Raw genomic sequence first — 14,870 nt, 5'->3', positions numbered from 1 at the left:
TAGCCCGCCGCCCGAACCGAGTCACGCGCCCCAGAAATTAGGCGCAGGGGGAAAGGCTTGCTCAAAATTCAGGCAATGCTACTTTGGCGGGCGGCGGCCTGGGGCGGGGTCTGGAGTCCCCCCTTGCCGCCCTTCAAAGATACGCGCCGGACAACGTCGCATCAGACAACAGGAGGTTTCCCTTGTTCCATCGTGCCATTCTGGCCGCCGGCCTTGCCGCCGGCGCCGCGATCGCCGGCTCGGCCGCCTCGGCCCAGACGCCCCTGCCCTTCGCGCTTGACTGGAAGTTCGAAGGCCCCGCCGCACCCTATTTCGTCGCCATCGACAACGGCCATTTCGCCGAGGCCGGTCTTGACGTCACGGTCGAGGCCGGCGACGGGTCGGTCAACACCATTCCGAAGATCGCCACCGGCGCCTTCCCCGTTGGCTTCGGCGACCTGAACTCGGTCATCAAGTTCCTAGACCAGAACCCCGGCGCCCCGGTCACCGCCGTGATGATGATCTACGACAAGCCCGCCTTCGCCATCGTCGGCCGCAAGTCGCTGGGCGTGTCCGAGCCCAAGGATCTCGAGGGCAAGGTGCTGGGCGCCCCGCCGCCGGACGGCGCCTGGGCGCAGTTCCCCATCTTCGCCGGCGCCAACGACCTCGACGTCTCGGCCATCACCATCGAACCCGTGGGCTTCCCCACGCGCGAACCGATGCTTGCCGAAGGCAACGTGGCCGCCGTCACCGGTTTTTCGTTCTCGTCGGTGCTGAACCTCAAGCGCCTGGGCGTGCCGGCCGAGGACATCTCGAACATCCTGATGGCCGACTATGGGGTCGACCTTTACGGCAACGCGATCCTCGTCAACACCGACTGGGCGGCCGAGAATGAAGAAACGCTGAAGGCCTTCCTTGCCGCCGTCGCCAAGGGCTGGGTCGACACGGTCGCCAACCCCGCCGCCGCGATCGACAGTCTTGCCGAGCGCAACCCCGCGATCGACAAGGACCTCGAACTCGAGCGGTTGCAGATGGCGCTTGACCAGAACGTCATCACCGACTGGGTCAAGGCCAACGGGATGGGCATCGTCGATCCCGCGCGGATGGAAAGCGCCGTCGCCCAGATCGGCGAGACCTACACCTTCCAGAACGCGCCCGACGTGTCGCTTTACTTCACCGACGCCTACCTGCCCGAGGGCGGCTTCAAGGTCGAATAAGACGATCCGGGGCCGCGCCGACAGGGGCGGCCCCGTTCCCCAACAGCGGGCAAAGGGGCATCGGGATGAGTGGAAACCTGATCGAGATCAAGGGCGTACGGCACGCCTACAAGACCCAGTCCGGTCCCCTTCCGGTGCTCGACGGGCTCGACGTGGCGGTGCCCGAAGGCGGCTTCGTCGCGGTGGTCGGGCCCTCGGGCTGCGGGAAGTCGACACTGACGCGGCTGATCGCCGGCCTGATGATCCCCGATGAGGGCGAAGTCTGGCTGCACGGGGAACGCGTGAAGGGGCCCCGCGCGACCGTCGGCATGGCGTTCCAGAACCCGGTTCTTCTGGAATGGCGCACCATCCTGAAGAACGTGATGCTGCCGCTCGAGATCGTGCCCACGAAGATGTCGAAAGCCGAACAGGAAGACCGCGCCCGCCGCCTTCTGGCGCTTGTCGGGCTCGAGGGGTTCGAGGACAAGCGCCCGTCGGAACTGTCGGGCGGCATGCGTCAGCGCGCCTCTCTCTGCCGCAGCCTGATCCACAAGCCCGACGTGCTGATCCTTGACGAGCCTTTCGGCGCACTCGACGCCTTCACGCGCGAGGATCTTTGGCAGACGATGCATGCGCTGAAGGCGGAAGAGCCCTTTACAGGGGTTCTCATCACCCATGACCTGCGCGAATCCATCTTCCTCGCCGACGAAGTGATCGTGCTGTCGGGACGGCCGGCGCGCACGCAGTTCGTACTGGATGTGAACCTCAAGGGGGCGCGCGACATCGACCATCTTTACACGCCCGAGGCGGCCGAGATGTTGAACGTCCTGCGCCACCAGATCGAAATCGCGCAGGGCCGTGCGCCCGCCGATGCCGCCTGAGGCCGCCGCCATGACCTATGTCCCAGAATCGCTGAGCGTCCCGAAACCGGCCGGAGAGACCCGCGCGCCCGGCACCGGCGTCACGGGCTGGCTTACCAGTCGCGCCGTCGTGGCGCCGCTGGCCGCGATCGTCGTCTTCCTGATTCTGTGGGAAGCGCTGGTCTGGGTGAACGACTGGCCCAACTACGTCATGGCCTCGCCCTCGGACCTGCCGGCCGCCTATGCGCGCTTCTGGGACCTGTTCCTGATCATGGGCTGGCAGACGCTTTGGCGCACGGTCGTGGGCCTTGTTCTTGCGGTCGTCGTGGGCGTGGGAATTGGCATGGTGATGGGCTTTTCGCGCACGATGCGTGATGCGCTTTACCCCCTGCTTGTCGGCTTCAACGCCATCCCCAAGGCCACCGTCGTACCGATCGTGGCGCTTCTTTTCGTGGGCCAGCACGACTTCAACACGATCCTCATCGCATTCATGATCTCGTTCTTCCCGATCGCGGTCTCGGTCTCGATCGGGCTTTCGACCCTCGAGCCCGAATACCGCGACATCCTTCGCTCGCTCGGCGCGAGCCAGGCCACGATCTTTCGCAAGATCGCGCTGCCGAAGACGCTGCCCGAATTCTTCGGCGCGCTGAAGGTTTCGGTGACGCTCGCGTTCATCGGCACGAACCTGATGGAGATCGTCAGCCCCCACGGGCGCGGCCTCGGCGCGCTCTTTGATTCGGGCAAGACGAATTCGGACTACCCGCTGATGTTCGCGGTTCTCCTTGCGCTCGCGTTCCTGGGGATCGTCCTTTACTATGTCGTCGTAGCACTCGAGAAGATCTTCGCCGGCTGGGCCGACCGCAGCCCAGGCTAGGCTAGGCGTCGTCGACCGCACTTCCATCGACCCAGACGCTTCCTCGGGCCTGGGCTCTGGACCCAAGCCCGGCCAGCCGGTGCCGCCGCCCGTTGAACCCCGCACGGAATCGCCCTATATCCACACCCGAGAGGTTGGCGCGGGCAGGCACCTCGCCAACCCGGTCAGGTCCGGAAGGAAGCAGCCGTAACGAGCCCCGCTTGGGTCGTTGTCCAGCCTCTCACCTTGCGCCGTTTCGGCCCGGAGGACATGAATGACTGTCGTTGCGATCCGCCGGGCAAGAGTGTCCTGACGCGCCCCCGCGCGCCGATCTTTACGAGCTTGCCCGCCATGTCCGGCGCCGCCCCCCGACCACCACGGGCAGCGCACCGTTTCTTCATGCGCAAGGCAAGGCAATGACATCGCAGACATCGCACGACCTTACCCTTGCCGACCTTGGCTGGTCGGCCTTCTTCATGGGGCAACTGACGCTCGAGGAATTCGAGACGCTTCGCCCGCTTCGGCTGATCGCGGTCGAACGCGATCGGGCCACCGGGCTTGGCCCCGACGGCCCCATCACCATGACCTTTCCACCGACGCTGCCCGCGGGTGACACCGCCGTGGGCGACTGGGTGATGGTCGATCCGGCGGCGCGGCGCATCGCGCGCGTTCTGGGGCGGCAGTCGGTCATCGCCCGCAAGGCCGCCGGGACCGACAACCGGCAGCAGCTGATGGCAGCCAATGTCGACACGCTGTTCCTCGTGACCTCGTGCAACGCCGACTTCAACCCGGCGCGGCTTGAACGCTATCTGGCGCTGGCACTCGACGCGGGCGTGACGCCGGTCGTCGTCCTGACCAAGGCGGATCTGGCGGACGACCCGCAGGATTTCGTCGCCCGGGCGGCGGCCGTCTCGCCCCGCATCGCCGATGTCGTGGCCCTTGACGCCACCGACGCCGCCGCGCTTGCCCCGCTTGCACCCTGGCTTGGGCGCGGCCAGACGATTGCCTTCCTCGGCTCATCGGGGGTCGGCAAGTCGACGCTGGTCACGGGGCTGACAGGGGACGGGATCGCGACGCAACCGGTCCGCGAAGACGATGCGAAGGGTCGCCACACCACCACGTCGCGCACACTGCGGCGCACCGTGGGCGGTGCGATGGTCATCGACATGCCGGGAATGCGCGAGATCGCCCTTCAGGATGCCTCCACGGGCATCGACGAGCTTTTCGACGACATCCTTGACCTCGCGCGGCGCTGTCGGTTCCGCGACTGCGCGCACGAGGCCGAGCCGGGATGCGCGGTTCAGGCGGCGGTCGACGGTGGCGACCTCGATCCCGCGCGGCTGGGGCGGTGGCGCAAGCTGCGGCGCGAGGACGCCCTGAATTCCGAAGCGCGGCACGAACGGCGCTCCCGCGAACGGACTTTCGGCCGCGTGGTGAAGGAGGCGATCGACCTGAAACGAAAAGGCTGACCCTCCTAGCCCGCCAGCTTCGCCCAGAGGACAAGCCCGCCCATGATGGCGGCCAAGCCAAGGGCAAGGCGCAGCGGCACGCGCGACAGCCGCCGCACGCCGCTGTCCGGCGGCCAGTCGCGGCCCAGCACCCAAGCCGCGAAGGCGGGAAGGGCGGCGGCCATCTGCCAGCCGAGGAAGGTCGTCATGCGGTCCGACCCGAGCGCGGATACCTCACCCCCGGGCTCGGTTCCGACGAAAGTGGCGAAGGACCATCCCCACAGGAGTGCCCAAAGCGCAAGGCAGGTCATCAGAACCAGTCGTCTGAGGTCGCTCTCCATTCGGTCGGCTCCCTTGTTTTCGTCGGCTCCGATCTGCCCGTCTTCGGGTTGTCGCGGCGCGGCGCGCGTCCTAACGTCGCCGGGCAGCGACTCCCCCGGAGAGACATGGCCGAGCCCCAGGATACCGCCTACCAGGTCCTTGCCCGCAAGTACCGCCCCGCGACCTTCGCCGACCTGATCGGCCAGGACGCGGTGGTGCGCACGCTGAAGAACGCCTTCGCCGCCGACCGCATCGCGCAGGCCTTCATCATGACGGGCATCCGCGGAACAGGAAAGACCTCGACCGCGCGGATCATCGCCAAGGGGATCAACTGCGTCGGTCGTGACGGGCGGGGGGGGCCGACCACGGAACCCTGCGGCACCTGCGAACATTGCGTGGCGATCGCCGAAGGCCGGCACCTCGACGTGCTCGAGATGGACGCCGCCAGCCGCACCGGCGTCGATGACATCCGCGAAATCATCGACAGCGTGGCCTATCGCGCGGCGTCGGCGCGCTACAAGATCTACATCATCGACGAGGTTCACATGCTCTCCAGGAACGCGTTCAACGCGCTTCTGAAGACGCTCGAGGAACCGCCGGCGCACGTGAAGTTCATCTTCGCCACCACCGAAATCCGCAAGGTGCCGGTTACGGTCCTGTCGCGCTGCCAGCGGTTCGACCTGCGCCGGATCGAGCCCGAGGTGATGATCGCGCATCTGCGGGGCATCGCTGGAAAGGAAGGCGCCGGGATCGAGGACGAGGCGCTTGCGCTGATCACCCGGGCCGCCGAAGGATCGGTGCGCGATGCCGTCAGCCTGCTCGACCAGGCCATCTCGCACGGCGCGGGCGAAACGACCGCCGAACAGGTGCGCGCGATGCTGGGCCTGGCCGACCGGGCGCGGGTCTTTGACCTGTTCGAAAAGGTGCTTCAGGGCGATGCGGCCGGGGCCCTGGCAGAGCTTTCGTCGCAGTATGCCGCGGGGGGCGATCCGCTGTCGATCCTGCGCGATCTGGCCGAGATCACCCACTGGGTCAGCATCGTCAAGATCACCCCTGAGGCCGCCGAGGATCCGACCGTCTCGCCCGACGAACGGGTGCGCGGCGCGGCGCTGGCCGAACGGCTGCCGATGCGCGTGCTGACGCGGATGTGGCAGATGCTTCTCAAGGTGCTGGACGAGGTCGCGTCGGCCCCGAACACGATGATGGCGGCCGAGATGGCGGTGATCCGCCTGACGCATGTGGCCGACTTGCCGACGCCCGAGGAACTGGTGCGCAAAGTGCGCGATGCGCCGCCCGCACCCATGCCGGGCGGCCCGTCCGGCGGCGGCGGTGGCGGCGGTGGCATCCGCCGGGAGGCATCCCCTGCCCCGCCGGCGGGGATCGGCGCCGGATTCGCGCCGACGGGACCGGTCCTGTCCTCGGGTGCGGCCACGGCGCCGGCGCGCGCGCCCGACACGGCCCTTGCCCGCTATCCGCGCTTTGACTCGGTGCTGGAGCTGATCCGCGCCAACCGCGACGTGAAGCTTCTGGTCGAGGTCGAACAGGGCGTGCGGCTGGTCGCCTATGCCCCCGGACGGATCGAGTTCGAACCCTCTCCGCTGGCTGCGGCCGATCTTGCCCAGCGGCTGGGGGCCCGGCTTCAGCTTTGGACCGGGGCGCGCTGGGGCGTGTCGGTCGTTTCGGCCGGCGGCGCCCCCTCGATCGCCGAGACGCGCGCCGCCGAGACGGAGGCCCTCAAGGCCGAGGCCATGCAGCATCCGCTGACACAGGCCGTCCTTTCGGCCTTTCCCCAGGCGAAGATCACGGCGATCCGCACCGCCGAGGCGGCGGCACGCGAAGCCGCAAGCGACGCGCTGCCCGAGGTGGACGAGGAATGGGATCCCTTCGAGGAAGGATGACCGGCCGCGCCCTGCGCGCCCGGTCCGTGTGCGCCTTGCACCCGGGGGGCGAGGTGCGTATCTCGGGCAGACGGCAGACACCAACGGAGATGGCGATGTTCAAGGGATTGGGCGGCCTCGGCGACATGGCCGGGATGATGAAGAAGGCGCAGGAAATGCAGACCCGCATGGCCGAGCTGCAGGAGGAACTGCACCGCATCACCGTCACCGGCGAAAGCGGCGCGGGGCTGGTCAAGGCGACCTCGACCGCGAAGGGCGAGCTTATCGGCCTCGACATCGACCCGTCGATTTTCAATTCGGACGACAAGGAAGTGGTCGAGGACCTGATCCTTGCCGCGATCAAGGACGCGCAGATGAAGGCCTCGGACCGCAGCCAGGCAGAGATGCAGAAGCTGACCGAGGACATGGGCCTGCCGACCAACATGAAGCTGCCGTTCTGAGGCCGATGTGTCCGACGCCCCGCGCGAGATCGAAGGCCTGATCGACCTGATGGCGCGGTTGCCGGGCCTTGGGCCCCGATCGGCCCGGCGCGCGGTGCTTTACCTGATCAAGAAGCGCGGGCAGGTCATGGCGCCCCTGGCCGAGGCGATGCAAACCGTCGCCGCGACGGCCCGCGAATGCGTGAGCTGCGGCAACATCGGCACGTCGGACACCTGCGGCATCTGCCGCGACTCCGGACGCGCGAACGGCAAGATCTGTGTGGTCGAGGACGTGGCCGATCTTTGGGCGATGGAACGATCCGGGGTCTTCAAGGGCCGCTATCATGTCCTGGGAGGCACGCTTTCAGCGCTTGATGGCGTCGGACCCGAGGATCTTCGCATCCCGCGCCTTCTCGACCGTGTGCGCTCGGAGGGTGTCGAGGAAGTGATCCTTGCGCTGAACGCCACGATCGACGGGCAGACGACCGCCCATTACATCGCCGACCAGCTGGGTGGCGGTGTCAGCGTGACATCGCTTGCGCAGGGCGTGCCGATCGGGGGCGAACTGGACTATCTCGACGACGGCACGATCAGCGCGGCGATGAAGGCGCGCAAGGCCTTCTGACGGCGCGCCGCCGGGCCGGGTCCGGCGTGTGGAACCGCCTCATCGCGCCCGAAAGGCCGCCTTCGAACCCATGCGAGGAATCGCTGGCGCGTGGTCTTTTCCGCAGCCTAGAGTGCCGGCAGGCGTTGCACATCGCGACGCCGCTTGTTCGAGGTCATGATGATCGTCGCACCTTCGATCCGGTCGTTCCTGCTTGTGCTTCTTGCCACCGCAATCGGCTTGCCCGCCGCGGCGCAGTCCGACCCGCCACGGCCCAATATCCTTTACATCGTGGCCGACGACCTTGGATGGGCCGACGTCGGCTTTCACGGCTCGGACATCCTGACCCCGTCGCTGGACGCGCTGGCCGCGGAAGGAGCGCGCCTTGCCGATTTCCACGTCCAGCCGATGTGCACCCAGACGCGCGCGGCGCTGATGACCGGGCGCTATCCGTTGCGCTATGGGCTGCAAAGCTTCGTCATCCTGCCCGAGCAGACCTACGGCATTCCCCTGGACGAACGCCTTCTGCCCGAGATCCTGCGCGATGCCGGCTATGAAACGGCAATCATCGGGAAGTGGCACCTGGGGCACGCCGACCGGGCCTATTGGCCGCGCCAGCGGGGATTCGACTACCAGTATGGCGCCCTGATCGGCGAGATCGACTATTTCACGCGCGAGATCAGCGGCCTGACGGACTGGTATCGCGACAACGAAGTCCTCGAGGAAGAGGGCTACGTCACGACCCTTCTCGGCGAAGACGCCGTGCGGTTCATCGAAGGCCACGACAGTGAGAACCCGTTCTTCCTGTATCTCGCCTTCACTGCCCCGCACACGCCGTTCCAAGCGCCACAGGACGAACTCGACGAGTACGGCGACATCGCCGATCCGAACCGCCGCGCCTATGCCGCCATGATCTCGGAGATGGACGACCAGATCGGCGCTGTCCTCGATGCGATCGAGGCGAAGGGTATGGCCGAGGACACGCTCGTCATCTTCCACAGCGACAACGGGGGCGTGCGAACTGCGGCCTTTGCGGGCCAGATCGACCTGTCGGGCGACCTGCCCGCCAGCAATGGCCCCTATCGGGGCGGCAAGGGCGATCTCTACGAAGGCGGGACCCGGGCCGTGGCGCTTGCGACCTGGCCCGGAGTGATCCAGCCTGGCACGGTCGACGGCATGATGCATGTGGTCGACATGCTGCCGACGCTCGCCGGTCTTGCAGGGGCGAGCACCGAGGGCACCAAGCCGCTTGACGGGCTGGACGTCTGGGAGACGATCGCGACCGGCGCGCCGTCGCCTCGGACGGAACTGGTCTACAACGTCGAGATGTTCCGCGGCGCGGTGCGGGACGGCGACTGGAAGCTTTACCTCCAGGCGCCGCTTCCGAGCCGCGTCGAGCTTTTCAACCTTGCCAACGACCCGGGCGAGACCTTGAACCTCGCTGCCGAAAACCCTGAGGTCGCGGTCGCACTCGAGGCACGAGTGCAGCAGCTTGCCTCGGAAATGGCACGGTCGATGTTCTTCGAACAGACCTTCAACGCCTATCTCGGCCGCGAGGAGGGCGCGCCCGTTTTCCCCAACGAGGACGGCTTCTACGCCATCCACGACTGACCGCCGGGCAAGGCCCCGAACGACAAAGGGCGCCGTCACCGGCGCCCTTCTCCGTTCCGAAACGACGCGGCCGCTCAACGGTCGTCGTCGTCGTCCTCGTCATCGTCGTTGGGAAGATTGAAGAAGCTTTCCGCATCGGGCACGGCGCCATCGTCTTCATCGTCGTCCTGCGACGTGCCCCCCAGGGTGAAGGTCTCAAGCCCCGCGATCGCAGTCGGGATCTTGGGCTCGGCTTCCATGCCAAGGCTCTGCTCGGTCGAGACAAGCTTGCGGCGCTCGTCATCGCTCATCAGGCCACCTTCCGAGGCGGACTTGCGGGCCGCCTTCTGGACCGCCGCGTCAAGCTCGGTCTGTTTGCACAGGCCAAGGGCCACCGGATCGATCGGCTGGATATTGCCGATGTTCCAGTGCGTGCGCTCGCGGATAGACTGGATGGTGGGCTTCGTCGTGCCGACCAGCTTGCCGATCTGACCGTCGGTCAGTTCGGGGTGGAACTTCACCAGCCAAAGGATCGCCGCCGGCCGGTCCTGCCGCTTCGAGAGCGGCGTATAGCGCGGGCCACGGCGCTTTTCCTCGCCTTCGGCGGCGGGGTTGTACTTGAGCTTCAGCTTGTAGACGGGGTCCTTTTCGCCGCGCTCGATCTCGATCTGGTCAAGCTGGTTGTTGGCGACCGGGTCGAAGCCGCGCACGCCCGCCGCCACGTCGCCGTCGGCGATGCCCTGCACTTCAAGCTCGTGCAGGCCGCAGAATTCGGCGATCTGCCTGAAGCTGAGCGTGGTGTTGTCGACCAGCCAGACGGCGGTCGCCTTTGCCATGATCGGTTTATTCATCGGGCGTCTCCTGACAAATCTTTCCCGTGCCGGGAAATCGGCCGGTCCGGGTGGACCACATCCTCGATTTCGGGGAAGTTGCGGGGGTATATAATCGCCATGACGGACGGAGGAAAGAGGAAATGCGCGCATCCACCGCCCGGGCCATCCCCCACGCCCTGACCGCCCGCGCCCTCGCCGCCCTTGCCGTGTGCGCAGCGCTTGCGGCCCCGGCCGAGGCCGAAGGCGAACGGGCCGGCGTGTTCGACTATTTCGTGATGGCGCTGTCATGGTCGCCCAACTGGTGCGCCCGCGAGGGCGACGCGCGCGGATCCGACCAGTGCGACCCGCGCCACGACCATGGCTGGATCCTGCATGGACTCTGGCCCCAGTACGAAGAGGGCTGGCCCAGCTTCTGCCGCACCGATCAACGCGACCCCACCCGGCGCGAGACGGCCGCGATGTCCGACATCATGGGAACCTCCGGACTGGCCTGGTACCAGTGGCAAAAGCACGGGCGGTGCAGCGGGATGTCGGCGGCCGATTACTTTGCTGCAGCGCGTGCGGCCTATGAAAGCGTGACCCGTCCGCCGGCCTTCCACCGCTTCGGCGAGACGATCCGCCTGCCCGCGCAGGTCGTCGAAGACGCCTTCGCCGAAGCCAACCCCGGCCTGACCGACGACAGGATGGAAGTCACCTGCGCGGGCGAGATGATCGCCGAAGTGCGCATCTGCCTGACGCGCGATCTGCAGCCCAGGGATTGCGGCCCGGACGTGCGCCGCGACTGCACGGCCCGGCGCGCGATCATGGAGCCCGTCCGCTGAAACAGGTGTGGCCCCCGGGGGGGCCGGGGGCCACTCTGAGCCATCGCGCTTGTAGGTAGTGACGTGAGCGGGCTCAGATCTTCCGGCGACGCTTGAAGGTGGCAAGGGCGCCAAGGCCGGCGATCAGGAATCCGGCCGCGGCCGGCAACGGAACCGGGGAGACGGCCACCAGGTTCTGGCTGAGCTGGTTGCCCTGCTGGTCGGTTCCGGATTCGAAGAAGGTCAGGCGGTAGCGCTGCGTCACCGGACCGCCCAGCGCCCCGAGGAACGCGTTCGCCTGCGCGTTGGCCGCAAGCGCGGCGCCGGTGGTCCGGGTCTGCCTGAAGCTGCCCGCGCCAAGGTCGAACGCGTCGTCGGTCTCGTAAAGGATTTCCCACAGGGCAAGCTGGAACCCGGCGGACTGCGACGGGCTGGCAAGGTCCAGGGTGGCATAGCTGGTTTCGAACAGGGCGCGGATCGTCCCGACGGTGGTGCCTGAAAGCGCCCCGGTCGTGTTCGAGAAGGGCGTGCCGGTCTGGTGATACGGGGTGCCCGATCCGGGGATCGACAGCGTGTTCCCGATGTCGAGGCACCAGGCCACGAACTCGGCGATCCCGTCGCTCAGCGCGAAGCCGCCGGCCAGCGCGCTGACGGTGCGCGGCCCGCCGGTGATGCGGACCGCCGTGTTTCCATTTCCGTTGAAGACATCGGACGTGCCTGCGTCGCCATCGAACTTGTCAGCGGTGAAAAGAACGGTTCCGGCCGATGCCGGGGCCGCGACACCGATCGCAAGGGCGACCAGGGCGGCAGAACGAAGGGCACTCATCAACAGACCTCGCAACACAGGATCCGGGCGCAGCCACACGCCGACCCGGACCTGTCAATTACCAGCAATTCCGGCGTCTGTTAATCTTCGGTTAATGAAAACACTGTTTCCCCTCCGCTCAGGCCACGGCGAGGACGATCTTGCCGATGTGGGCCGAACTTTCCATCCGGGCGTGGGCGGCGGCGGCCTCGGTCAGGGCAAAGGTGCTGTCCATCACCGGGGCGATCCGGCCGGTGGCCAGGACCGGCCACACATGCTCAAGCAAGGCTTCGGCAATGCGCGCCTTGGCCAGGTCGGACTGCGGGCGCAGAGTCGAGCCGGTAAGGGTGAGCCGCCGCACCATGACCTGCGCGAAGTTGAGTTCGACCTTCGGTCCTCGCAGGAAGGCGATCTGCACCAGCCGACCGTCATCCTTGAGCGCACGAACGTTGCGCGGCAGGTAGTCGCCGCCGACCATGTCGAGGATCAGGTCCGCACCCCCCGCTTCGGCGCGCAGCACCTCGACGAAATCTTCGGCGCGATAGTCGATCGCGCGCTCGGCACCAAGCGCCAGGCAGGCCGCGCATTTCGCCTCCGACCCGGCGGTCGTGAAGACGCGGGCGCCGAAGTGCCGGGCCAGCTGGATGGCCGTCGTCCCGATCCCCGAGGACCCGCCGTGGACAAGAAATACCTCGCCCGCTTCCAGCCCGCCGCGCATGAAGACGTTCGACCAGACGGTGAAGAAGGTTTCGGGCAGGCAGGCGGCCTCCTTCAGGCCCATCCCCGCGGGCACGGGCAGGCAATGCGCGGCCGGCGTCACGACATAGCCCGCATAGCCCCCGCCGGGGGTCAGGGCGCAAACCGGATCGCCCACGCGCCAGCCCGTCACGCCCGGTCCAAGCGCGGCGATTTCGCCGGACACCTCGAGCCCGGGCAGGTCCGACGCACCGGGCGGCGGTGCGTAAGAGCCGGCGCGCTGCAGCGCGTCGGGGCGGTTCACCCCGGCGAAAGCCACGCGAATCAGGACCTGGCCATGGCCCGGCGCGGGCACGGGGCGGGTCGAGGGACGCAAGACCTCGGGGCCGCCGGCCTCGGCGATCTCGACGGCCGTCATCGTGGCGGGCAGGGCGGTCTTGATCGCGGCGGTCATCGCGGGGTGTGGCCCGCCGTGAACCCCGGAAGATCGACCTGCGGCACGCGCGCGGGCTTGCGCACCTTCCCCGCGACCCAGGCTGGCCCCGCCAACAGGCGCGAAAGCACCGGATTCTCCCGCGCCTGCGTCTTGAGCTTCTCGATCCGCATCACATCCTCGATCCGGCGATCGACGAAGGCCCATGTGTCCTGATGGCCCGGGCTTTCGTCGCCCAGCCAGAACAGCACGGTCGAGCTGTAGACTGCGCCCAGCGTGGCGCGCTTGGTGTACCAGTTCAGATCCTCGGACGTGTCGCCAAGCGAGGTCCAGATCACATCGGCGGTGCCCCAGATCAGCCGCGCGCCCTCGGGCGCGTGCATCGGCAGGGCGAAAAGGGTCACGCCCCGCCGCACGGCCTCGGCATCGCCCGTGGCCTCGAGGCGAAAGCGGATCGCCGCCGCGATCCGATCGCGAAAGCGCATCGGCGACAGGTCCGCCGTGGCAAGGCGGCGCGTCATCGCCTCGTCGCCGCGACGGTGGAAGGCGACGGCAAGGTCGATCGCGCCACGCGGGCAGGCCAGCCGGGCCGCGGCGGCGTCCACGCCGGCGTCCTGGCAGGCCGCACGGAAGGTCGCGTCGGTCCAGCCGTCGAAGGCGACATGCGGCAGCGCCGCGTCAAGCAGGCGCGTCTTTAGGTCGGTGGGTGCGTCGGTCATGCAGGGTCTCCGCCGTGTTTCTCGGGCAGTGGACAATCTATGGCGCCTTTGCTATAGGGCCACTTCCTGCAGCCAATGCAACTCTAACTTAGGAAGGTGGTGACACCACGATGCAGGTCAGTGTTCGCGACAACAACGTCGATCAGGCGCTGCGCGCGTTGAAGAAGAAACTTCAGCGTGAAGGCGTGTTTCGGGAAATGAAGCTCAAGCAGCATTTCGAGAAACCGTCCGAAAAGCGGGCGCGCGAGAAGGCCGAAGCGATCCGCCGCGCGCGCAAGCTCGCGCGGAAGAAGGCCCAGCGCGAAGGGCTCATGTAAGCTCCTGAAAGCACTGTGGCGGGGCAACCCGCCGGTCAGACGGCCCCCGGCATCGCCCGGGGGTTTGTCGTCTTCGGGCATCGGTTCCGCGGGTCTGGCGCACGGCGCCGAAAGGCCGTAATTGCGTGCCGTCAGCAGCGGAGGGCACGATGAAATCCACCATCACCTGGGTCGGCGACCGGACGTTCACCGGCCAGACCGAAACCGGGCATTCCATCGTCATCGGCACCGCGCATGACGGCGGCGCGAAGCCCGGCCCCAGCGCAATGGAGCTTGTGCTGATGGGTGCGGGCAGCTGTTCGGCCTGGGATGTCGTCGACATCCTTCAGAAGGGACGCCAGCCGGTCGACGACGTGATCGTCCAGCTTGACGCCGACCGGGCGCCCGAACCGCCCAAGGTCTTCACCCGCATCCATCTGCATTTCGTGGTCAAGGGCCGGGGCCTGTCGGAGGCCAAGGTCGAACGCGCGATCAACCTGTCGGTCGAGAAATACTGTTCGGCCACCGCCATGCTGGAAAAGACCGCGACCGTCACCCACGACTACGAGATCGTGGATACTTCGGCCTGACACCCGTCACACCGGAAGCGCGGTGGTCTGGCGCACCGTGCGCAGCGCAAAGCTGGAATGCATCTGCGCCACGCCGGGCAGCCGGGCAAGGAACCGGCGGTGGATGCGGGCGAAATCCTCGGTATCGGCCGCCACCACCTTGAGCAGATAGTCCGCCGCCCCGGCCATGAGGTGGCACTCCAGCACGTCGGGGATCTGCGCCACGGCCCTTTCGAAGGCGTCGAGCACCTCGTCGGCCTGGCCCGACAACGTGATCTCGACGAAGACGGTCGTGGGCCGACCAAGCTTCCGCGGATCAAGAAGTGCCACGTAGTCGCGGATCACCCCCAGTTTCTCGAGCCGCTGCACGCGCCTGTGACAGGCCGAGGGCGACAGGTTCGCGACCTCGGAGAGTTCGGCGTTCGAGATGCGTCCACGCTTCTGCAGGATCTGCAGGATGCGTCGGTCGATTGTGTCGAAGTCTTCCATCGCGCAAACATCTCCCGGTTCTTGGCGCGTTGATCGCTAATTCTCCCGCTTACTGCCAGAAC

Annotated in this window: 17 protein-coding genes and 1 other RNA gene; 12 read left to right on the top strand and 6 right to left on the bottom strand. The window is 67.3% G+C overall.

The features are described from left to right. Positions 1–182 precede the first annotated feature (182 nt). The 5 genes from ACRDNQ_RS11940 (at position 183) to rsgA (ending at position 4,357) form a co-directional block, all read left to right on the top strand. Positions 183–1,196, top strand: a complete 1,014-nt coding sequence (locus tag ACRDNQ_RS11940; RefSeq protein ID WP_431828870.1) for an ABC transporter substrate-binding protein — start codon at positions 183–185, stop codon at positions 1,194–1,196. A gap of 65 nt (positions 1,197–1,261) precedes the next feature. Then, complete coding sequence (locus ACRDNQ_RS11935; RefSeq protein ID WP_431828869.1) at positions 1,262–2,056, top strand: ABC transporter ATP-binding protein; 795 nt, start codon at positions 1,262–1,264, stop codon at positions 2,054–2,056. A gap of 10 nt (positions 2,057–2,066) precedes the next feature. Further along, positions 2,067–2,909: an ABC transporter permease gene (locus tag ACRDNQ_RS11930; RefSeq protein WP_431828868.1), complete on the top strand. Its 843-nt coding sequence runs from the start codon at positions 2,067–2,069 to the stop codon at positions 2,907–2,909. Positions 2,910–3,037: 128 nt separating this feature from the next. After that, positions 3,038–3,134, top strand: an RNA gene (gene ffs / locus ACRDNQ_RS11925) — signal recognition particle sRNA small type. Positions 3,135–3,304: 170 nt separating this feature from the next. Beyond that, a complete protein-coding gene (gene rsgA / locus ACRDNQ_RS11920; RefSeq protein WP_431828867.1) occupies positions 3,305–4,357 on the top strand; it encodes a ribosome small subunit-dependent GTPase A in 1,053 nt (350 codons plus the stop codon). Positions 4,358–4,362: 5 nt separating this feature from the next. Here rsgA and ACRDNQ_RS11915 read toward each other — a convergent pair whose 3' ends face one another. Continuing rightward, positions 4,363–4,677: a hypothetical protein gene (locus tag ACRDNQ_RS11915; protein WP_431828866.1), complete on the bottom strand. Its 315-nt coding sequence runs from the start codon at positions 4,675–4,677 to the stop codon at positions 4,363–4,365. 105 nt (positions 4,678–4,782) lie between these two features. Here ACRDNQ_RS11915 and ACRDNQ_RS11910 point away from each other — a divergent pair, with 105 nt between their 5' ends. The 4 genes from ACRDNQ_RS11910 to ACRDNQ_RS11895 all read left to right on the top strand — a co-directional run bounded on the left by ACRDNQ_RS11910 (position 4,783) and on the right by ACRDNQ_RS11895 (position 9,189). Further along, complete coding sequence (locus tag ACRDNQ_RS11910; protein ID WP_431828865.1) at positions 4,783–6,555, top strand: DNA polymerase III subunit gamma/tau; 1,773 nt, start codon at positions 4,783–4,785, stop codon at positions 6,553–6,555. Positions 6,556–6,650: 95 nt separating this feature from the next. Then, a complete protein-coding gene (locus tag ACRDNQ_RS11905; protein WP_431828864.1) occupies positions 6,651–6,995 on the top strand; it encodes a YbaB/EbfC family nucleoid-associated protein in 345 nt (114 codons plus the stop codon). A gap of 7 nt (positions 6,996–7,002) precedes the next feature. Beyond that, the gene (gene recR / locus ACRDNQ_RS11900) at positions 7,003–7,599 is read left to right on the top strand and encodes a recombination mediator RecR (protein ID WP_431828863.1); all 597 of its coding nucleotides are present in this window, start codon (positions 7,003–7,005) and stop codon (positions 7,597–7,599) included. 159 nt (positions 7,600–7,758) lie between these two features. After that, a complete protein-coding gene (locus ACRDNQ_RS11895) occupies positions 7,759–9,189 on the top strand; it encodes an arylsulfatase B (protein ID WP_431828862.1) in 1,431 nt (476 codons plus the stop codon). A 74-nt stretch (positions 9,190–9,263) separates the two neighbouring features. Here ACRDNQ_RS11895 and ACRDNQ_RS11890 read toward each other — a convergent pair whose 3' ends face one another. Continuing rightward, complete coding sequence (locus tag ACRDNQ_RS11890; protein WP_431828861.1) at positions 9,264–10,019, bottom strand: DUF1013 domain-containing protein; 756 nt, start codon at positions 10,017–10,019, stop codon at positions 9,264–9,266. A gap of 122 nt (positions 10,020–10,141) precedes the next feature. Here ACRDNQ_RS11890 and ACRDNQ_RS11885 point away from each other — a divergent pair, with 122 nt between their 5' ends. After that, the gene (locus tag ACRDNQ_RS11885) at positions 10,142–10,822 is read left to right on the top strand and encodes a ribonuclease T2 family protein (RefSeq protein WP_431828860.1); all 681 of its coding nucleotides are present in this window, start codon (positions 10,142–10,144) and stop codon (positions 10,820–10,822) included. A 73-nt stretch (positions 10,823–10,895) separates the two neighbouring features. Here ACRDNQ_RS11885 and ACRDNQ_RS11880 read toward each other — a convergent pair whose 3' ends face one another. The 3 genes from ACRDNQ_RS11880 to ACRDNQ_RS11870 all read right to left on the bottom strand — a co-directional run bounded on the left by ACRDNQ_RS11880 (position 10,896) and on the right by ACRDNQ_RS11870 (position 13,454). Next, a complete protein-coding gene (locus ACRDNQ_RS11880; RefSeq protein ID WP_431828859.1) occupies positions 10,896–11,627 on the bottom strand; it encodes a VPLPA-CTERM sorting domain-containing protein in 732 nt (243 codons plus the stop codon). Positions 11,628–11,745: 118 nt separating this feature from the next. Then, positions 11,746–12,756: an NAD(P)H-quinone oxidoreductase gene (locus ACRDNQ_RS11875; protein ID WP_431828858.1), complete on the bottom strand. Its 1,011-nt coding sequence runs from the start codon at positions 12,754–12,756 to the stop codon at positions 11,746–11,748. Beyond that, positions 12,753–13,454, bottom strand: coding sequence for a COQ9 family protein (locus tag ACRDNQ_RS11870; protein WP_431828857.1), 702 nt, complete (start codon positions 13,452–13,454; stop codon positions 12,753–12,755). The genes ACRDNQ_RS11875 and ACRDNQ_RS11870 overlap by 4 nt, the downstream gene beginning before the upstream one ends. A gap of 110 nt (positions 13,455–13,564) precedes the next feature. On the opposite strand from ACRDNQ_RS11870, the gene rpsU reads away from it, so the two are divergent. Together rpsU and ACRDNQ_RS11860 are read left to right on the top strand one after the other, a co-directional pair. After that, a complete protein-coding gene (gene rpsU / locus ACRDNQ_RS11865) occupies positions 13,565–13,771 on the top strand; it encodes a 30S ribosomal protein S21 (protein WP_431828856.1) in 207 nt (68 codons plus the stop codon). Positions 13,772–13,920: 149 nt separating this feature from the next. Then, positions 13,921–14,340 carry an OsmC family protein gene (locus ACRDNQ_RS11860; RefSeq protein WP_431828855.1) on the top strand — a complete coding sequence of 140 codons (420 nt, stop codon included), beginning with the start codon at positions 13,921–13,923 and terminating at the stop codon, positions 14,338–14,340. Between the two features lie 6 nt (positions 14,341–14,346). On the opposite strand, the gene ACRDNQ_RS11855 is transcribed toward ACRDNQ_RS11860, so the two are convergent. Then, complete coding sequence (locus ACRDNQ_RS11855) at positions 14,347–14,808, bottom strand: Lrp/AsnC family transcriptional regulator (protein WP_431828854.1); 462 nt, start codon at positions 14,806–14,808, stop codon at positions 14,347–14,349. Positions 14,809–14,870 lie beyond the last annotated feature (62 nt).

This window comes from Saliniferula longa (assembly GCF_050789285.1).
In the GTDB taxonomy this organism is placed as follows: domain Bacteria; phylum Pseudomonadota; class Alphaproteobacteria; order Rhodobacterales; family Rhodobacteraceae; genus CAVPWP01.
The sequence above is the reverse complement of the archived record's forward strand: the minus strand, read 5'-3'. Positions and strand labels throughout refer to the sequence as shown.